This window comes from Streptomyces sp. NPDC055239, from assembly GCF_053606205.1.
In genome coordinates, this window is sequence record NZ_JBSGRD010000001.1 from 797,485 (window position 1) to 814,493 (window position 17,009).

Annotated in this window: 15 protein-coding genes; 8 read left to right on the plus strand and 7 right to left on the minus strand. The window is 71.6% G+C overall.

The annotated features are described in order from the left end of the window. Window positions 1-13: 13 nt before the first annotated feature. Entirely contained in the window at window positions 14-625 is a 612-nt protein-coding gene (locus tag ACWFRJ_RS03245) for a TetR family transcriptional regulator (protein WP_453524461.1), read from the minus strand. A 215-nt stretch (window positions 626-840) separates the two neighbouring features. Between ACWFRJ_RS03245 and ACWFRJ_RS03250 the strand changes: the two genes are divergently transcribed. The 4 genes from ACWFRJ_RS03250 to hsaA all read left to right on the plus strand — a co-directional run bounded on the left by ACWFRJ_RS03250 (window position 841) and on the right by hsaA (window position 6,155). Continuing rightward, complete coding sequence (locus ACWFRJ_RS03250) at window positions 841-2,439, plus strand: FAD-dependent oxidoreductase (protein WP_453524462.1); 1,599 nt, start codon at window positions 841-843, stop codon at window positions 2,437-2,439. 115 nt (window positions 2,440-2,554) lie between these two features. Further along, complete coding sequence (locus ACWFRJ_RS03255) at window positions 2,555-3,352, plus strand: SDR family NAD(P)-dependent oxidoreductase (RefSeq protein WP_453524463.1); 798 nt, start codon at window positions 2,555-2,557, stop codon at window positions 3,350-3,352. Further along, the gene (locus tag ACWFRJ_RS03260; protein WP_453524464.1) at window positions 3,352-4,941 is read left to right on the plus strand and encodes a FadD3 family acyl-CoA ligase; all 1,590 of its coding nucleotides are present in this window, start codon (window positions 3,352-3,354) and stop codon (window positions 4,939-4,941) included. The genes ACWFRJ_RS03255 and ACWFRJ_RS03260 overlap by 1 nt, the downstream gene beginning before the upstream one ends. Further along, the gene (gene hsaA / locus ACWFRJ_RS03265) at window positions 4,938-6,155 is read left to right on the plus strand and encodes a 3-hydroxy-9,10-secoandrosta-1,3,5(10)-triene-9,17-dione monooxygenase oxygenase subunit (protein WP_453524465.1); all 1,218 of its coding nucleotides are present in this window, start codon (window positions 4,938-4,940) and stop codon (window positions 6,153-6,155) included. Before ACWFRJ_RS03260 ends, hsaA begins: the two co-directional genes overlap by 4 nt. A gap of 42 nt (window positions 6,156-6,197) precedes the next feature. Here hsaA and ACWFRJ_RS03270 read toward each other — a convergent pair whose 3' ends face one another. From ACWFRJ_RS03270 to ACWFRJ_RS03280, 3 genes are all read right to left on the minus strand, one after another. Further along, the gene (locus tag ACWFRJ_RS03270; RefSeq protein WP_453525057.1) at window positions 6,198-6,983 is read right to left on the minus strand and encodes an SDR family oxidoreductase; all 786 of its coding nucleotides are present in this window, start codon (window positions 6,981-6,983) and stop codon (window positions 6,198-6,200) included. Window positions 6,984-7,049: 66 nt separating this feature from the next. Beyond that, window positions 7,050-8,123 (minus strand): acyl-CoA dehydrogenase family protein, encoded by a 1,074-nt coding sequence (locus ACWFRJ_RS03275; protein ID WP_453524466.1) that lies wholly within the window; start codon window positions 8,121-8,123, stop codon window positions 7,050-7,052. A 1-nt stretch (window position 8,124) separates the two neighbouring features. Then, on the minus strand, window positions 8,125-8,973 hold the full coding sequence (locus ACWFRJ_RS03280; RefSeq protein WP_453524467.1) for an enoyl-CoA hydratase: 849 nt from the start codon (window positions 8,971-8,973) through the stop codon (window positions 8,125-8,127). Window positions 8,974-9,019: 46 nt separating this feature from the next. Here ACWFRJ_RS03280 and ACWFRJ_RS03285 point away from each other — a divergent pair, with 46 nt between their 5' ends. Continuing rightward, on the plus strand, window positions 9,020-10,186 hold the full coding sequence (locus tag ACWFRJ_RS03285) for an acyl-CoA dehydrogenase family protein (RefSeq protein WP_453524468.1): 1,167 nt from the start codon (window positions 9,020-9,022) through the stop codon (window positions 10,184-10,186). Window positions 10,187-10,213: 27 nt separating this feature from the next. On the opposite strand, the gene ACWFRJ_RS03290 is transcribed toward ACWFRJ_RS03285, so the two are convergent. Continuing rightward, entirely contained in the window at window positions 10,214-10,732 is a 519-nt protein-coding gene (locus ACWFRJ_RS03290; RefSeq protein WP_453524469.1) for a nuclear transport factor 2 family protein, read from the minus strand. A gap of 57 nt (window positions 10,733-10,789) precedes the next feature. Further along, window positions 10,790-11,647, minus strand: a complete 858-nt coding sequence (locus tag ACWFRJ_RS03295) for an LLM class F420-dependent oxidoreductase (RefSeq protein ID WP_453524470.1) — start codon at window positions 11,645-11,647, stop codon at window positions 10,790-10,792. Window positions 11,648-11,888: 241 nt separating this feature from the next. Here ACWFRJ_RS03295 and ACWFRJ_RS03300 point away from each other — a divergent pair, with 241 nt between their 5' ends. Both ACWFRJ_RS03300 and ACWFRJ_RS03305 read left to right on the plus strand, forming a co-directional pair. Next, a complete protein-coding gene (locus tag ACWFRJ_RS03300; protein WP_453524471.1) occupies window positions 11,889-12,506 on the plus strand; it encodes a TetR family transcriptional regulator in 618 nt (205 codons plus the stop codon). A 105-nt stretch (window positions 12,507-12,611) separates the two neighbouring features. Further along, window positions 12,612-13,388, plus strand: coding sequence for an SDR family oxidoreductase (locus ACWFRJ_RS03305; protein ID WP_453524472.1), 777 nt, complete (start codon window positions 12,612-12,614; stop codon window positions 13,386-13,388). 43 nt (window positions 13,389-13,431) lie between these two features. Here the strand turns inward: ACWFRJ_RS03305 and ACWFRJ_RS03310 are convergent, their stop codons facing one another. After that, complete coding sequence (locus ACWFRJ_RS03310; protein ID WP_453524473.1) at window positions 13,432-15,075, minus strand: class I adenylate-forming enzyme family protein; 1,644 nt, start codon at window positions 15,073-15,075, stop codon at window positions 13,432-13,434. 304 nt (window positions 15,076-15,379) lie between these two features. Here ACWFRJ_RS03310 and ACWFRJ_RS03315 point away from each other — a divergent pair, with 304 nt between their 5' ends. After that, window positions 15,380-16,993 (plus strand): ABC transporter substrate-binding protein, encoded by a 1,614-nt coding sequence (locus ACWFRJ_RS03315; RefSeq protein WP_453524474.1) that lies wholly within the window; start codon window positions 15,380-15,382, stop codon window positions 16,991-16,993. The last annotated feature ends 16 nt before the right edge of the window (window positions 16,994-17,009 follow it).

The window sequence follows — 17,009 nt, forward strand, 5'->3', positions numbered from 1 at the left end:
CGCCCGTCGCCGCTCAGCCCGTGTCCTCCTCGGGCGCGAGCAGCAGCTCGCAGGCCATGCGCAGGTCGGCGTCCGCCTCGGCGGGCGAGGAACGTTCGTTGAGCCGGGACTGCAGGACGCCGTACCAGAGCAGGGTGAGCAGCCGGATGCGGCTCAGATGCCGCTCCGTCGGTTCCGCCACGCCCCAGGCCTTGAGCAGCAGGTCCTGGAAGCCCGTGTCGACGCGCGCGAGGTCGGGGACGGTGGTGGCCCGTGCCGCGTTCGCCGACTGGATCATCGCGGTGGCCAGTTCGGGCTTGCGCAGCAGATTGCGGGTGGCGCCCGCCAGAGCGGCGAACACGGCGTCCCGTGGCGGGCTCTCGGGTTCGCGACCTGGCAGGCGCGCCCCGTACTCCTCGATCTGATCGGCCATCACGGCCGTGAACAGGTGGGTCTTCGAGGGGAAATAGCGGTAGAGCGTGGCGATCGCCACGCCCGACGACTTGGCCACCTCGTGCATCTGCACACGATCGAGGCCCGTCTCCGCGGCGATGGCCGCGGCCGACTTCAGGATGCGTCGACGCCGCGCGTGCTGCCTCGGAGAGCTGGGCTCGGCACCCGCCCTGGCCTCGGCGATTCTCGGCATACCGCACCCCCGGACTCCGGTCGACGAACGATCCCCGACCCTACGCCCGCCGCACCCGCCACGTCAGGTCGCCGCCTCCCTCAGGGGCGCGCGCGACCTGCCGGACGGCGGCCGGTCCACCGGTACCGCCGTACCGGTCAGTGGGACCGGAACCGCCTCCGTCGGCCGCCGCGCGCTGAGCTGAGCGGATACATCACCGGCCCGAAGGAGACGATGTGCGCGACAGCCGACAGCGGGGGGACACCGGGCACGACGGCAGTGCGTCGCAGTGGGACGCAGAGCACGATGTCGTCGTGGTCGGCTCGGGCGCGGGAGCGATGACCGGGGCCCTGCGCGCCGCCGCGGACGGCCTGGACACGGTGGTCATCGAGCGGACCGGTCTGCTCGGCGGCACATCGGCCTACTCGGGAGCCGCCTGCTGGCTGCCCGGCACCCAGGTCCAGGAGCGGGCCGGGATCGGTGACTCCACCGAAGCCGCACGCTCCTATCTGCGGGCCCTGCTGGGCGACCGCGAACGGGACAGGCAGGAAGCCTTCCTCGCCCACGCCCCGGAACTCGTCGCCCGGCTGGAGCGCGATCCGGCCGTCGAGTTCGAGTGGCGCGCCTTCCCCGACTACCTCGATGCCCCCGGACGGATGCCGGCCGGACGCTCCTTCGTGCCGCTGGACCTGCCCGCCGACCGGCTCGGCGGCCTGCTGCCGCCGGTCCGGCCCGCCGTCGACCGCGACCGCGCCGCCCAGGGCCACCCGGACGGTCCGCTGACCGCGGGCCGCGCCCTCATCGGCCGCCTCTTGCTCGCGTTCACCGCGACCGGACGCGGACAGGTCCGTACGGGGCTGCGCATGACCCGGCTCGTGACGGAACCGGGCGGCCGGGTGACGGGCGTCGAGGCGGACGGGCCGGACGGCACGGTCCGGGTGCGGGGCCGCCACGGAGTGCTCCTTGCCGCAGGGGGCTTCGAGAGCGACGCGGAGATGCGGTCGGAGCACGGCGTCCCGGGCAGCGCACACCGGACCATGGCGCCGCGCGGGGCCAACACCGGGGACGCGATCCGCGCTGCCGTCGAGGCCGGTGCCGACACCGACCTCATGGACGAGGCCTGGTGGTGCCCGGTGCTCGAAAGGACCGACGGGCATCCGGCGTTCACACTCGGCCTGCGCGGCGGACTCGTCGTCGACGGCGCGGGGGAGCGGTTCGCGAACGAGTCGCTGCCCTACGACCGGATGGGCCGTGCGCTGGCCGCCCGTCCGGGCCCCGCGTACTTCGTCTTCGACGCGCGCTCCGGCGGCAGGCCGCCCGCCATCACCGTCCCCGACTGTCCGACGCAGGACCACCTGGCGGCCGACGCCTGGGTACGGGCGGACTCGCTGCCCGAGCTCGCCCGCCTCATCTCCGTACGGGCCGAGACGCTGGAGCGCACCGTCGCACGGTTCAACGCCTTCGCCGGCGTCGGGGCGGACGAGGACTTCCACCGGGGCGAGGACCCCTACGACCGCTTCTTCGCAGGCAGGGAGGAGACGGGGCCCAACCCCTGCCTCGTACCGCTCGACCGGCCGCCGTACTACGCGGTGCGCATGGAGCTCGGCGACCTCGGTACCAAGGGCGGACTCCGCACGGACGTCTCGGGGCGCGTCCTCGACAGGGCGGGCCGTCCGATCGGCGGCCTCTACGCGGCGGGCAACACCAGCGCCTCGTTCGCCGGGCACGTCTATCCCGGCCCCGGCGTCCCGATCGGCTCGGCGATGGTGTTCGCGTCGCTCGCCGCGGGGGACATGGCGCGGGCCGCGCGTGAGGTCACCCCGGCGCATCGCTGACCCTCCGCCGCAGCCCCGCCGCACCAGCATCCCGTCCAGTGGGATCCCGGGGCCGGGGCCGCGCGGGCCGGTTCTATGTTCGCGGCGACAGGGATGGGACGGAGAGAGGAAGCCGATGCTCGACACAGGTGCCTACGGGCCGTGGGCCGTCGTCGCCGGAGGGTCCGAGGGCGTCGGTGCCTCGTTCGCCCGTCAACTGGCGGACGTGGGAATCAATCTGGTGCTCGTCGCCCGCAAGCCGGAGCCGCTGCGGCGGACCGCCGAAGAGGCACGGGCCCGCGGTGTCGAGGTGCGTACCCTCGCCCTGGACCTGCTCGCCCCGGACGCGACGGCACGGATCCGCACGGCGACCGAGGACCTCGAGGTCGGCCTGCTCATCTTCAACGCAGGCGCCAACAGTTACGGACACGAGTTCGTCAGCGGCGAGCTGGAGCGCGTCCAAGGGGTCCTCGACCTCAACATCACCGCCCAACTCGCCCTCGCCCACCATTTCGGCGCCCTCATGAAGGACCGCGGGCGAGGCGGCATCATGCTGGTCGGCTCCCTCTCGGGCTATCTCGGGCAGGCCACGATCAGTGTCTACTCGGCGGCGAAGGCGTTCAGCCGGGTCTTCGCCGAAGGGCTCTGGCTCGAACTCCAGCCGTACGGAGTCCAGGTCCTCGAGCTCGTGCTCGGCGTGACCCGCACACCCGCCATGGAGCGGGCAGGTCTGCGCATGGATCTGCCGGGACTCCGGGTCGCCGAGCCCGACGACGTGGCCCGTGAAGGCCTCGAACATCTCGCGGACGGCCCGGTGTGGGTGGCCGGCGGCAACGCCGGCACGGCCGAGCGGCGCAGCGGCTTTCCCCGCGCCGAACTGGTGCGCGGCGCCCACGAGGCGTCCCGCCGCCTGCTTCCCGCCGGGGACAAGTGATGGACCGGGCGGCCGACGGTCCGCTGACTCTTCCCCGCGCCCTCGCCCGTGCGGTCGCGGACCGCCCCGGAGGTGAGGCGCTCGTCGACGGCAAAGTGCGGCTGACGTACGGGGAGTTGGACGAGGCCGTGCGGCAGGCCGCCGCGTCCCTGGTCGCGCTGGACGTGGCGCACGGCGACCGCGTCGCGCTCTGGGCGCCCAACGGCCACCGTTGGGTGGTGGCGGCACTGGCCGCGAGCAGCGTCGGCGCGGTACTCGTCCCCGTCAACACCCGCTACAAGGGTGACGAAGCCCGCTGGGTCCTGGCGAAGAGCGGGGCACGCCTGCTCCTCGTCGACAACGGATTCCTCGGCCACGACTACCTGACCATGCTGGGCGCGGGACCCGACCGCGCCGCCCCGGTCCCCGGCCTGCCGGACCTCACCGACGTGGTGCTGCTCGGCGGCGCCGAAACCCCCGGCACGACGGGATGGGACGCCTTCCTGCACCTGGGCCGCGCGATCTCCGACGCCACTGTCGCGGCCCGCTCGGCGGCCGTCGCCCCCGACGACGCATCGGACCTGCTCTACACCTCCGGGACGACGGGCTGCCCCAAGGGCGCGCTGACCACCCACCGGCAGAACCTGTCGACCTACCGGGCCTGGTGCGGGCGCACCGGAGTGCACGGCGACGACCGCTACCTGATCATCAACCCCCTTTTCCACTGCTTCGGTTACAAGGCCGGTGTCCTGGCCTGCGTCCTGCAAGGCGCCACGATGGTGCTCCAGGCCGTCTTCGACGCCGACCGGGCCATGTCCCTGATCGAGACCGAGCGGATCAGCGTCCTGCCGGGCCCGCCGACCCTCTACACCTCGCTCCTCGACGCCCCCGGGCGCGACCGGTTCGACCTCACCTCGCTGCGCCTCGCGGTCACAGGATCCGCCGTGGTCCCCGTCGCTCTCGTACAAAGGATGCGGGCCGAACTCTTCCCCGAGGTGCTCACCGCGTACGGCCTGACCGAGACCTGCGGCACCGTGACCGCCTGCTCGGCGGGTGACGACGACGAGACCGTGGCCGGAACCGCCGGGGGCCCCCTGGACGGCGTCGAGGTCGCGGTCGTCGACACGTCGGGCGCGCGGATGCCCGTCGGGCAGGACGGCGAGATCCTGGTCCGCGGCTACAACGTGATGCTCGGCTATCTCGACCAGCCCTCTGACGCCCCCGCGCCCGTCGACCCCGACGGCTGGCTGGCCACCGGAGACATCGGGCGCTTCGACGACCGGGGCAATCTGACGATCACCGGGCGGTCCAAGGACATGTTCGTCGTCGGTGGGTTCAACGTGTACCCGGCGGAGATCGAGCAGGTCCTCACCCGGCACGACGCCGTCGCGGAGGCCGCCGTGCTCGGCGTCCCCGACCCCCGCCTCGGCGAGGTCGGCCGCGCCTACGTGACGGCCCGCCCGGGAGCGGCCCCGGAGGCCGCCGAACTCATCGGCTTCTGCCGGGCGCGGCTCGCCAACTTCAAGGTTCCCCGCGAGGTCCTCGTCGTCGAGTCCTTTCCCCGCAACGCCTCCGGGAAGATCCACAAGGCGGGGCTGAAGCACCCATGACGGCGCGCCGGGCACCCGGACACCGCACGGACACGGAGGTCGCCACGATGGGCAATGAGGTTCTGGAATCGGTGCGTACGCTGCTCCCCGCTCTCGCGGAGCGGGCGGTGGCCGCCGACGAGTCACGGCGGATCCCCGAGGACACGATCCGTGAACTCACGGACGCCGGCGTCTTCCGGATGCTCCAGCCCCGCCGCTACGGCGGCCTGGAGAGCGATCCGGTGGACTTCTACGCCGTGGTGCGGGCGATCTCCGCCGTGTGCTGCTCCACCGGCTGGGTGGCGTCGGTGCTCGGCGTGCACCCCTGGCAGCTCGGCCTGTTCACCAAGCACGCCCAGGACGAGGTGTGGGGCGAGGACCGGGACACCTTGGTGTCCTCCGCTTACGCCCCGGTGGGACGGCTCACCCCGGTCGACGGCGGCTACCGGCTCACCGGCCGGTGGAGCTTCTCCTCCGGTTGCGATCACGCCCGTTGGGCGCTGCTCGGCGCGCTCGTCGTCGGCGCGCAGGGGCGGCCGGTGGACTTCCTCACGGTCCTGGTGCCAGGGTCCGACTACCGCATCGATGACGTCTGGGACGTGGTCGGTCTGCGCGCCACCGCGAGCAACGACATTCTCGTCGACGACACCTTCGTCCCGGCCCACCGGGTGATCCGCAACTACGAGCAGGCACAGCTGAAGGGTCCCGGCCAGAAGATCAACCAGGGTCCCCTCTACCGGCTGCCGTTCGGTGCGATCTTCACCAGCGCCGTTACCGCGCCGGTGATCGGCGCCGTCTCCGGCGGATACGAGTCGTATGTCGCGCTCATGAAGGAGCGGGTACGCCTCAGCATGGGCGGTGGCCGGTTCGCCGAGGACCCCTTCGCCCAGGTGGCCATCGCCAGGGCGGCGTCCGACATCGACGCGACCGTCCTGCAGATGGACCGCAACCTGCGCGAGCTGTCCGAACTCGCCTCCGCTGAGCGGGAGATCCCGATGGAGCTGCGGCTGCGGGCCCGGCGGGACCAGGTCAGGGGCACCGAGCGGGCGGTGGCCGCGATCGACCTGCTGTTCAAGACGGCGGGCGGTCACTCGCTGCGGCGCGGCAATCCCATCGAACGGGCCTGGCGCGACGCGCACGCGGGCAGCGTCCATGTGGCCAACGACGTGGAACGGGCCCTTGCGATGTACGGCCGTGGTGCCTTCGGCCTGGTGGTCGAGGACAACCTGGTCTGACCGCCGGGCAGCGCCCGATCCTGACGTCGTCGTCCGCGCACGTCAGCCGGGATTCTGCCGCCGCGCCGCGAGATAACGGGCGGGGACCTCTCCGCCGCCGTGCACCGCGAGGTCCGCGCCGTTGACGTATCCGGACAGGTCACCGGCGAGGAACAGGCAGGCGCGCGCCACGTCCTCGGGGACGGCCATCCGCCCCATGGGAATGACGTCGGCCACGGCCGCGCCGCCGTCGTCGCCGTAGACGGCGGCGGCGCTCTCGGTGCGGATGAGGCCGGTGGTGATGTGGTTGACCCGCACCTGTGGTGCCCACTCCAGGGCCAACGCCCGGGTCAGCGCGAGGAGTCCGGCCTTGGCCGCGGTGTAGGCGGCGGTGCCCGGCTGCGGGTCGTGCGCCGAGACACTGCCGATGTTGATCACCGCGCCGCCGCTTCCCTGCTCCCGCATGACCTTGTTGGCGGCCTGCGCGACGTAGAACGGGGCGAGCAGATTGAGTGCGACGATCTTCTCGACGAAGCGGGGCGAGACGGTGGCCGAGTCGGCGTCCGGTGAGCCGCCCGCGTTGTTGACGAGCACGTCGAGGCGGCCGAACCGGTCCACCGTGCCCGCGACCAGACCGGCCGCCGCCGCGGGATCGCGGACGTCGCACTGCAGGAACACCGCCTCCCGCCCGCCCCCGCGGGGCGGCGACGGGGGAGCGCCGCGCCCGCAGACGACGACCTCCGCACCGGCGTCGAGAAACGCCTCGGCGATCGTCGCGCCGATTCCCTTGGTGCCGCCGGTGACCAGCACCACGCGTCCTGTGAAGTCCAGCGAACTGCCGGTGTTCATGATGCCCATGCCCTTCTGTATCGATCGGAGGGTGTGGCCCCGCCACTGCGTCCGGCCGCGCGCCTGTCATACGGACAGCAGGCCCAGCTGGGCGCCTAGCCGTTCCCGGTGCCGGGCCGCCGAGCCGAAGAGGTGTGACGAGCCGTGCGCCCGCTTGAAGTACCGGTGGGCGTCGTGCTCCCAGGTGATGCCGATACCGCCGTGCAACTGGATCATCTCGCCCGCCACCGCCGAGAAGGCCTCGGAGCACACGGACCCCGCGACCGCGGCAAGGCGCGGCAGCGCGGCAGGATCCTCGTCGGCGGCGAACGCCGCGCCGATGGCCGCCGAACGCGCCGACTCCACCAGGACGTACGCATCCGCTAGGCGATGCTTGACGGCCTGGAAGGAGCCGATCGGCCGGCCGAACTGAACGCGCTGCAGGACGTGTTCGACGGTCAGTTCCAGGCATCGCTCGGCGGCCCCGGTCTGTTCGGCGGCCAGCGCGACACAGGCGAGATCGCGTACCCGGGAGAGCACCCGCCGCCCGTCGCCGTCCGTACCGACGAGCCGCCCCTCGGCGCCGGACAGCACCCACCGGGCCTGCTCCCGGGTCTGATCCATCGTCACCACCGGCTCACGGCGGACACCGGCCCCGTCCACCGGCACTTCGAGGAGCGAGGCTCCGGCCCCGGTGCGGGCCGCGACGAGCAGCAGATCGGCGCCGCCGGGGTCAAGGACGTGTTCCTTGACCCCGGTGACCTGCCAGCCGCCGCCCGGTGCGGGCACCGCCTCGGCACAGATCGCCTCCGGGTCCCAGGACCCCTGTTCGGCCCAGGCGAGCAGCCCGACCGAGCGGCCGTCCGCGAGCGGCGGCAGCAGCCGGGCGCACGCCGCTTCGTCACCTGAGGCGAGCAGTGCCCCCGCCACGAGCACCGACGAGCCGAGGAACGGTACGGGACTCAGGTTCCGCCCCAACTCCTCCATGACGACCTGGACGTCCCGTGCTCCGCCGCCCGCGCCGCCGTACTCCTCGGGCACGGCAAGGCCCGCCACGCCTATCTGCTCAGCCAGCGGGCGCCAGGCCGCCGCGCCCCGTTCGCGTTCAAGCAGCATCCGTACGGCGGATCGCAGTTCCTCCTGCTCCTCCGTCGGCCTCACCTCAGGTTCCCGCCTTCTTCATCGCGCGGATGTCCATTCCGCCGAGCGCGTCGGGTGCGGTCTCCGCGTTGTGCGCGTGTGCGAGATGGTGCAGGCCGAACACCGAGTCCATCCCCGTGTGCAGGCCCTGGAGGTCTTCGGCCTGATTGACGGCGCGCTTGGTCAGGGCGAGTCCCATCCGCGGCATCTCGGCGATGCGGGCCGTCAACTGTTCGACGGCGGAGCCCAGTTCCTCCCGTGGTACCACCCGGTTCACCATGCCCACCTCGTACGCCCGGCGGGCGCTCATCCGGTCGCCGGTGTACAGGAACTCTTTGGCGATGCGGGGCGGCATCACCCAGGGGTGGGCGAAGTACTCGACCCCAGGGATGCCCATGCGGACGACGGGGTCCGCGAAGAAGGCGTCGTCGGAGGCGACGATCAGGTCGCACACCCAGGCGAGCATCAGACCGCCCGCCACGCACGCCCCCTGCACCGACGCGATCATCGGCTTGGGCAGTTCGCGCCAGCGGCGGCACATGCCGAGATAGACCTCGGACTCGCGGGCGAAGCGGCTCTCCGCACCCGCCTTGTCCGAGTGGTCCCACCACAGTCCGGCCTTGCGGTCGAAGGGCTGATGGGCGTCGCGCTCGGGGGTGCCGATGTCGTGCCCGGCGGAGAAGTGCTCGCCCGCTCCTGCGAGTACGACGACCTTCACGTCCGAGTCGTCGGCGGCCTGGTAGAAGGCCCGGTCGAGGGCGTAGGTCATCGCGGAGTTCTGGGCATTGCGATATTCGGGCCGGTCCATGGTGACCGTCGCGACCGGTCCCCGCTTCTCGTAGCGCACCGATCCGTCGTGGGCAGCGGACATCCGTCGCTCCTTCCCTAACAAGTGTTTGGTAGATTAGCGTACCGCCATGAGCAGCGTTGAGGAGTTCCGCGCAGAGATCCGCGGCTGGCTTTCCACCCACCTCACCGGCGAATTCGCGGATCTGCGCGGCCGTGGCGGCCCCGGCAGGGAGCACGAGGCGTTCGACGAACGCCTCGCCTGGGAACGCCACATGGCGGCCGACGGCTGGACCTGCGTGGGGTGGCCGAAGGAGTACGGGGGCCGGGGAGCCACCCTGGAGCAACAGGTCGCCTTCCACGAGGAGTACGCACTGGCCCGCGCCCCCGCCAGGGTGAACCACATCGGTGAGCAACTGCTCGGGCCCACCCTGGTGGCCTTCGGCACGCCGGAGCAGCGTGCCCGCTTCCTGCCGCGGATCGTCGCGGTCGAGGAACTGTGGTGCCAGGGCTACAGCGAGCCGGACGCGGGCTCGGACCTGGCGAACGTCCGGACCCGGGCCGAACGGGACGGCGGGGAGTGGGTGGTGACGGGCCAGAAGATCTGGACCTCGCTCGCGCACGAGTCCGACTGGTGCTTCGTCGTGGCCCGCACCGAACCCGGCTCCCGGCGCCATCACGGCTTGTCGTATCTCCTCGTTCCGCTCGACCAGCCAGGCGTCGAGATCCGGCCGATCGTGCAGCTGACCGGCACCTCCGAGTTCAACGAGGTGTTCTTCGACGGCGCCCGCACCGACGCCGGTCATGTCGTCGGCGCCCCCGGCGAGGGGTGGCAGATCTCCATGGCGACCCTCGGCTTCGAGCGCGGGGTCTCCACGCTCGGCCAGCAGGTCGGCTTCCGCCAGGAACTGGAGGCACTGCTCGCCCTGGCCCGGAGCAACGGCGCCGCCCGTGACCCGCTGATCCGTGACCGGCTCGCCCGTGCCTGGACGGGCCTGGAGACCATCCGCTTCAACGCCCTGCGGATGCTCGACGGCGTCGCCGCGGGCGCCCCAGGGCCCGAGGCCTCCATCGGCAAGATCTTCTGGGCCACCTGGCACCGCGACCTTGGCGAACTCGCCATGGACGTCTGCGGAGCCGGTGGCATGGTCGCGGCCGGTGGGCCCTACGACCTCGACGACTGGCAGCGGCTGTTCCTGTTCTCCCGCTCCGACACGATCTACGCCGGATCGAACGAGATCCAGCGCAACATCATCGCCGAGCGTGTCCTGGGCCTGCCCAAGGAAGCCCGCCCGTGACGGTGACGGTGACCGCAGCACACCCCGTCAGCCGTCGGCCGGTTCGCGCCGCACCCCGTCGTACAGGAGAGCGGGCGACTCGGGGCGGCCGTCGAGGATCCGGTTGGTGCGGGCCGTGACCAGCCAGCCGGTGCCTGACCGGCGCAGCTGCCAGTGGTTGGCGGTGGCCCGCCGGACCATGTAACGACCGTCGTCGTGCACCACCATGAGCGAGTGGCACACGGCGACGGCGGTGTCCCCGTCCACCGTGATGTGCGGGGGACCGACCACATGCGCGCAGCCTGCCCGTATCCACCCCTGGTGTGCGACGGAACGCACCATGGCGCGTATCTCGTCCCGGCCACTGAGGTAGAGCTCGTCGATGTCGTAGACACCGCCCGGTTCCCAGAGTTCGGCGACCTCGGCGGCGCTACCGCTGTCGACGAGGGGGCCGTACGACGCCATGAGGCGGGCGATGTCGCGCTCGTCCTCGAGTCGGCGCAGCCGCGTCTCGAGCGCGGCGAGGTCAAGGGGGTTGTGCGGGGCGGCTGGTGGATGGTCGGTCACGGGGCCTCGTCTTCTTGAGTCGCGGTCGTTCCTAGGTGCGGGCAGGGGGACACGGCTTCAGGACAGGGGAGCGGCCAGGGTGGCGAGTGCCTCGGCCTGCTCGATGTAGTGGTCCGCCGACTCGGCGGTCAGCGACACGCTCACCAGCGTCGCGCCCGCATCGGCGGCCCTGTGGAGCGCCGCCGAGGTCCGCCCCGCGTCCCCCGAAGGATCCAGCGGCCGGCCGGCGCCGAGCACCACCTCGAAGCCCTCGGGCAGATCCGCGGCGTCGAGCATCTCTCGCAGCCGGTCGAGAGACAGGCCGAAGGGCACCCAGCCGTCGCCGTGGGCCACGGCCCTGCGCAGCGAGCGCGGGGTACGGCCCCCGATCCACAGCGGCACCCGGTCCTGCACGGCGTGCGGCTCCACCACGAACCCCTCGTAGCGGAAGTACTCGCCGCGGTAGCTGGGTTCGCGGCGGGACAGGCTCGCGCGCAACGCGGCGATGGCGTCGTCGGCGATCGCTCCCCGGCCCTCGAAGGCCGCGCCGAGCAGCTCGAACTCCTCCCGCAGGCTGCCGACTCCGAGACCGAGGATCAGGCGACCGCCCGAGATCCGGTCCAAGGTGCCGTAGCGCTTGGCGAGGGCCAGCGGATGGTGGTAGCCGAGCACCAGGACCTGGGTCGCGAAGCGGATCCGGCTGGTGCGGGCGGCAAGATGGCCGAAGGTCGCCAGCGGATCCCAGTAGGTTCCTCCCCGCTGTTCGGCGACGTCCGCGGGGACCGCGACGTGTTCGGAACAGGTCAGGTGATGAAAGCCGAGCCGGTCGGCGGCCTCGGCGATCGCCGCGAGTTCCTCGATACCGGCGGTGAGCTCCCACGGGGAGTGGGCACCCGGGACTGCCGTGACGACGGGGCTGGTGATTCCGAGCCGCATGGACACCTCTCTGGGGCGATCTGGGGCGGATCTGGGCGGGTGGGCGGGCCCATCCCATCGGGTGTCTCCGGTCCCGCGCGGCGCGCGTCCCGGTGGGCGGGAATCCGGCGACCGGGCCTGGGACCGGCGCTGGTCGGGTCCCATTCACCGGGAACTCGCCGCCTGGCGCGGGAGGCGGCGACGATCGTGTAGAGCTCAGCTGCAAGTCAGCTCAACTACAGGTCAGCGGAAGAGGATGACCGTGCGCAGACCGCCCGGGGTGCGAGAGCCCGCCGAGCCCAACTCGGCCAGGCAGCAGGAGCGGTACGCCCGGATGCTGCGTGCCGCCGGGCGGCTCGGTGCACAGCACGGCCTCGAGCGGATGCAGATGCACGACGTGGCGCGGGAGGCCGGTGTCGCGATCGCCACGCTCTACCGCTACTTCCCGTCGAAGACGCACCTGTTCGCCGCGCTCATGCACGACCGGATCCTGCGCCTTGACGCCGAAAGACCGTCGCCGCCGCCCGGGCTCAGCCCCGTGGAGGCTGTGGTGCAGCTCCTGGTGAAGGCCAGCGGCCAGCTCTTCGAGCAGCCCCTGCTCGCGCTCGCGATGATGCAGTCCAACAACGCCGCGAGCGTCGGCGACGGGACCGCCGTCCGGCAGACGGACGAGATCGTCCGGGACCTGCTGCTGCGCACCGCCTCGGTCACCGACCCCACCGAGCGTGAAGTGCGGGCGGTGCGCATCCTGGAACAGGCCTGGTACGGGCTTCTCACGACCGTGCTCTACGAGAGGTCGTCGGTCGCGGACGCGCACGAGGGCATCCGCCTCGCCTGCAGTCTGCTGCTGGGACCGGTCCTCGCCGACCGCCGCTCCTGACCCGTTCGCGGTCGCCAACCGTTCCGGTGACCGGGAGCCCGGGCCCGATACCGGGCGGCCCGACCTAGCGTGGAGTGCGAAGATCACCCGAACCTAGGAGAAGCCATGCCGCGCTGTGCCGTCGTCACCGGAGCCGGATCAGGAATCGGGGCCGCTGTGACCGCCCTGCTCAGGTCGGAGGGCGACAAGGTCGTCGGAGTGGATCTGCGGGGCGCCGACATCGAGGCCGACCTGGCCACGCCCGAGGGCCGCGCTCAGGCCGCGCAGAACGTCTCCGCCGCCACCGGGGGAGTCGTCGACACCGTGATCACCTGCGCCGGTACCTCCGTACCGGGGGAAGGCATGGTGACCGTCAACTACTTCGGCACGACCGAGTTCGTGACCGCGCTCCGCCCGGCGCTCGCCGCCTCCACCGCACCCCGGGTGGTCGTGATCGGCTCCATCTCCGGCACGCAGCCGGCCGACGAGTCCGTGGTCGCCGCCCTCCTCGCCGCCGACGAGCAAGACGCCCTCCAGCACGCCCGCACCGCGATCGCGGAAGGACGCGAGCGGCAGCTCTACCCCTCTTCCAAGTCGGCGCTCGCCCAGTGGGCCCGGCGCACCGCGGTGGCCGAGGGGTGGGCCGACGCGGGCATCCCGGTGAACGTCGTCGCGCCCGGCATCGTGCTCACCCCCATGAGCGCGGGCCTCTTCGACGACCCCGAGATGAAGAAGGTCATGGACGCGGCGGTCCCCATGCCGCTGAACGGCTATCTGAAGCCCGAGGACGTGGCCCGCGCGGTGGCGTTCCTGGCCTCGGAGTCGAACACCCACATCACCGGACAGGTCCTGTACGTGGATGGCGGCGCCGAGACCACCTTGCGTGCCCCCTCGGTGTTCTGACGCCTACGACTGGCGCCTGACGACCGATACCTACCACTGACGCTCACGGCTCCACGGCCCGCCGCAGCACCTTGCCCGTAGCGTTGCGCGGCAGGTTCTCGGTCGTCAGGCGCCAGCGCTTGGGCACCTTGAAGTAGGCCAACTCGTCGGCGACATGGGCCCGCAAGGTCTCCTCGGTGAGGCCGGTGCCGGGCTCGGTCACCACCACGGCGGCCACCTCCTGACCCAGGTCCGGGTGCGGGACGCCGACGACCAGGCACTCGCGTACTCCGGGATGCTCGGCGATGACGGTCTCGATCTCGGCCGGGTAGACGTTCTCGCCGCCCCGGATGATCAGATCCGAGCGGCGGCTGACCAGGTACAGCCGTCCGTCCTCAAGGCGGCCCAGGTCGCCTGTACGCAGCCAGCGGTCCGCGTCGACGGCGTCCTGGGTGGCCCCGGGATCACCCCAGTAACCCAGCATGTTGAAGGCACTGCGGACGCAGACCTCGCCCTCCTCGCCGTCGGGAAGCACCTGCCCGGCGGGGTCGCGGATCTCCAGACGGACGCCGGTGACCGGTCGGCCGAGCGTGCCCGGGGTCTCCTGAAGGTCCTGTGCGGACGCGGCGGCGATCGCGGTGCAGGACTCGGTCAGGCCGTAGCTGTCCACGAGGGAGTTCTTGGCGAACGGCAGCTGCTTGCGCAGCCGTTCCTTGAACTCCGTGGACGACGGTGCGGAGGCCAGTGAGAAGGCGGTCAGCGACGACGTGTCGTACGCGTCCGCGCCGCCGTGCTCGAGCAGCCGGTGAGCCATCGTGGGCACCGCGCCCCAGTTCGTGACGCGTTCGCGCTCCACCATGCCGAGGACCGCGTCGACGTCGAAGGCGCCCTGGTGCAGCGCGATCCGGCTGCCGGTCGCGAGCCGGGGCACCGCGAGATTGTGCAGGCTCGCGATGTGGAACAGCGGCAGGACGAGCAGGTAGACGCGGTTCTCGGCGGCCAGCGGGTCGCCGAGTTCCGCAAGGAGCGCGTCGTTGAGCCGGTGGTATTCGACGACCGACAGCAGATTGCGGTGGGTGTGGACCGCGCCTTTGGGACGGCCGGAGGTTCCGGAGGTGTAGAGGATGACGGCCGGATCGTCCTCGGCCACATCGGCGTGGGGCAGCGGCTCCTCGGCGTACGTGGTGGAGAGCCGGTGGATGTCGTCCTCCAGGGACAGCACCGGCACCTGGCAGCCGTCGAGCTTCGGCCGTTGCTTCGCATCGGCGACGATCAGGGACGGTGCCGCGTTCTCGATCCCGTAGGCGAGTTCGCGTGACGACCACCAGGCGTTGAAGCCGACGGACACGGCGCCGATCGACACGGTGGCCCAGAACGTCAGGATCCACTCGGGGGAGTTGGCCGCGGCGATCGCGACCCGGTCGCCCTTGGCGATCCCGTACTCCTCGCGCAGGACGCGTGCCAGCGAGGCGACCCGGGCCGCGTGCTCGGCGAAGGTGATCCGGAAGTCGGCGGTGACGATGTAGTCACGGTCGCCGTGGCGGGCGGACTCGTGCAGCACCTCGTGCAGCGCACGCCGCCGGTGCGTGAACACCGGCAGGCGCGTGCCAAGGACATCCGCGTCGGCGAGTTCGAACCTGCCACCGGGTCCGGTGAGTTCGTCGAGAACGGCGCGTGCGGTGGTGCGGCGGTCCATGGCGCTGGACATCGAGGGCTCCTCTGGGGCGTCGGGGGACTCCACTGGGATCGCGGTCCAGCCAGTGTCGGCCAGACCTGCGGCATCGGCCCCCGCCGGGTACCGGTCACTGGGACGGCGGTGTGACGAGGCGTCAGGGCCACTCTCCGCGGACGGTCGCACGCACCGCCGACGGTGAGGGTTCCCGGTGAGTGGGATGCGTCACGTAGGCCGGATTCGCCGGTCGTAGCGTCCCCCCACCTGATGCGGCCCCGGGCCTAGGTGACGCCCGCCCGGCCCCTTCCCCACCGTGTGCCCAGGACTACTGGAGGAAGAAATGAAGCGAGCACCACGGGTGCACGCCCGCACCGCCGCGGCTCTCGTGGCCGTGGGCCTGCTCGCCTCGGCGTGCGTGTCGCCCGGCGAGAACGACAGCGGCAAGGAGCAGAAGGCCGAACGCGGACGCTACGAGTTCGGGATGACCGGGAGCCAGGGCAAAGCGGGCAAGCCCGTACGCGGCGGCACTCTGAACTTCGCCGACTACACCGAGACCCGCAGCCTCAGCCCGGCCGCCACCTACGCCACGGGCGCGTCCGGCGGATCCGCACTCGCCGCCGTCTACGACGTACTGATGCGCTACGACACCGAGGCCGAGAAGTACGAGCCCTGGCTGGCGAAATCCCTGACGAGCAGCAAGGACTCCAAGACCTGGACCCTTCGCCTGCGCGAGGGCGTCACCTTCTCCGACGGCACTCCGCTGGAGGCGAAGGCCGTCACCGGCAGCATCAAGTGGTACCAGGAGAACAAGGGCGCCGACGCCACCCTGCTCGCCGCGAACATCGCAGGGACGAGCGCCCCCGACGAGCACACCGTGGTCTTCACGATGCGCAGGGCCTGGGCCGGATTCCCGGCCAGGCTCGCACAGGCACCCGGCATGATCGTGGCGCCCGCCGCACGGGCCGGCAAGACGTTCAAGCCGATCGGCGCCGGCCCCTTCACCCTCCAGAAGCACGCTCCCCAGGAGGAGATGGTCCTCAAGGCCAACAAGGACTACTGGAAGGGTGAGCCCTATCTCGACGCGTTGCGGTTCACCTGGCCGAACTCGGACCGGGCCAAACTGGAGGCGCTCGAGGACGGCAGCGCCGACGTCACCTACGTGCGCAGCCCCGACGTGGTCGACGAGGCAGTGAAGGCCGGGCATCCCGGCGAACTCACCCTGACCGGCCTGGGCAACATGGTCACCATCAACACCCGCAAAGGACGCCCCGGTCAGGACATCCGGGTCCGCAAGGCCGTCGCCCTCGCCCTCGACCCGGTGCTCGACACCAAGCGCAGCTACCAGGGCAAGGGGCTGCCGGGGCAGGCGCTGTTCCCGCCGGAGTCGCGATGGCACTCGAAGGTCAAGCCCCTCGGCGTCGACCTCACCGCCGCGAAGAAACTCCTGGCCGCGGCGGAGAAGGACGGCTACGACGGCACCATCACCTATATGGACGGCACCGACCCGGTGGCCCGCTCCAAGGCCGTCATCACCAAGGCCATGTTGGAACGCGTCGGTTTCAAGGTGAAGCTCGACCTGGTCTCCTCGACGGCCGACCGCGTGTCCAAGACCTACGTCGACCACGACTTCGACCTCAGCCGAGGCGCGGCCAGCGTCTCCGAGAGCGACCCCTTCCACCGTCTGCAGAGCGTCCTCGACTCCAAGAGCTACGGGAACCCGGGCGGCTACGCGGATCCCGGGATGGACAAGCTGCTCGTCCAGTTGCAGGCCGCGGCGAGCGACCAGGAGAAGCAGAAGGTCCTCGACGCGGTGCAGCGGCGGGTCAACGAAACGGTGCCGGTGGCGAACCTGGGGGCCAGCGCGGCCTTCACCGCCTGGGGCAAGGACGTGCACGGCATCGTGCCCACCGACGAGTACATGGCCCTGTTCGGCGAGGCATGGCTCAGCAAGTGAGGCCCTGCGCACCGGC

What these genes read in the sequence shown, in the direction of transcription:
- ACWFRJ_RS03245 (WP_453524461.1), bottom strand. Translation starts at nt 625, where the DNA reads ATGCCGAGAATCGCCGAGGCCAGGGCGGGTGCCGAGCCCAGCTCTCCG.
- ACWFRJ_RS03305 (WP_453524472.1), top strand. Translation starts at nt 12,612, where the DNA reads ATGCCGCGCTGTGCCGTCGTCACCGGAGCCGGATCAGGAATCGGGGCC.
- ACWFRJ_RS03315 (WP_453524474.1), top strand. Translation starts at nt 15,380, where the DNA reads ATGAAGCGAGCACCACGGGTGCACGCCCGCACCGCCGCGGCTCTCGTG.
- ACWFRJ_RS03255 (WP_453524463.1), top strand. Translation starts at nt 2,555, where the DNA reads ATGCTCGACACAGGTGCCTACGGGCCGTGGGCCGTCGTCGCCGGAGGG.
- ACWFRJ_RS03310 (WP_453524473.1), bottom strand. Translation starts at nt 15,075, where the DNA reads ATGTCCAGCGCCATGGACCGCCGCACCACCGCACGCGCCGTTCTCGAC.
- ACWFRJ_RS03280 (WP_453524467.1), bottom strand. Translation starts at nt 8,973, where the DNA reads ATGTCCGCTGCCCACGACGGATCGGTGCGCTACGAGAAGCGGGGACCG.
- ACWFRJ_RS03260 (WP_453524464.1), top strand. Translation starts at nt 3,352, where the DNA reads ATGGACCGGGCGGCCGACGGTCCGCTGACTCTTCCCCGCGCCCTCGCC.
- ACWFRJ_RS03295 (WP_453524470.1), bottom strand. Translation starts at nt 11,647, where the DNA reads ATGCGGCTCGGAATCACCAGCCCCGTCGTCACGGCAGTCCCGGGTGCC.
- ACWFRJ_RS03285 (WP_453524468.1), top strand. Translation starts at nt 9,020, where the DNA reads ATGAGCAGCGTTGAGGAGTTCCGCGCAGAGATCCGCGGCTGGCTTTCC.
- ACWFRJ_RS03270 (WP_453525057.1), bottom strand. Translation starts at nt 6,983, where the DNA reads ATGAACACCGGCAGTTCGCTGGACTTCACAGGACGCGTGGTGCTGGTC.
- hsaA (WP_453524465.1), top strand. Translation starts at nt 4,938, where the DNA reads ATGACGGCGCGCCGGGCACCCGGACACCGCACGGACACGGAGGTCGCC.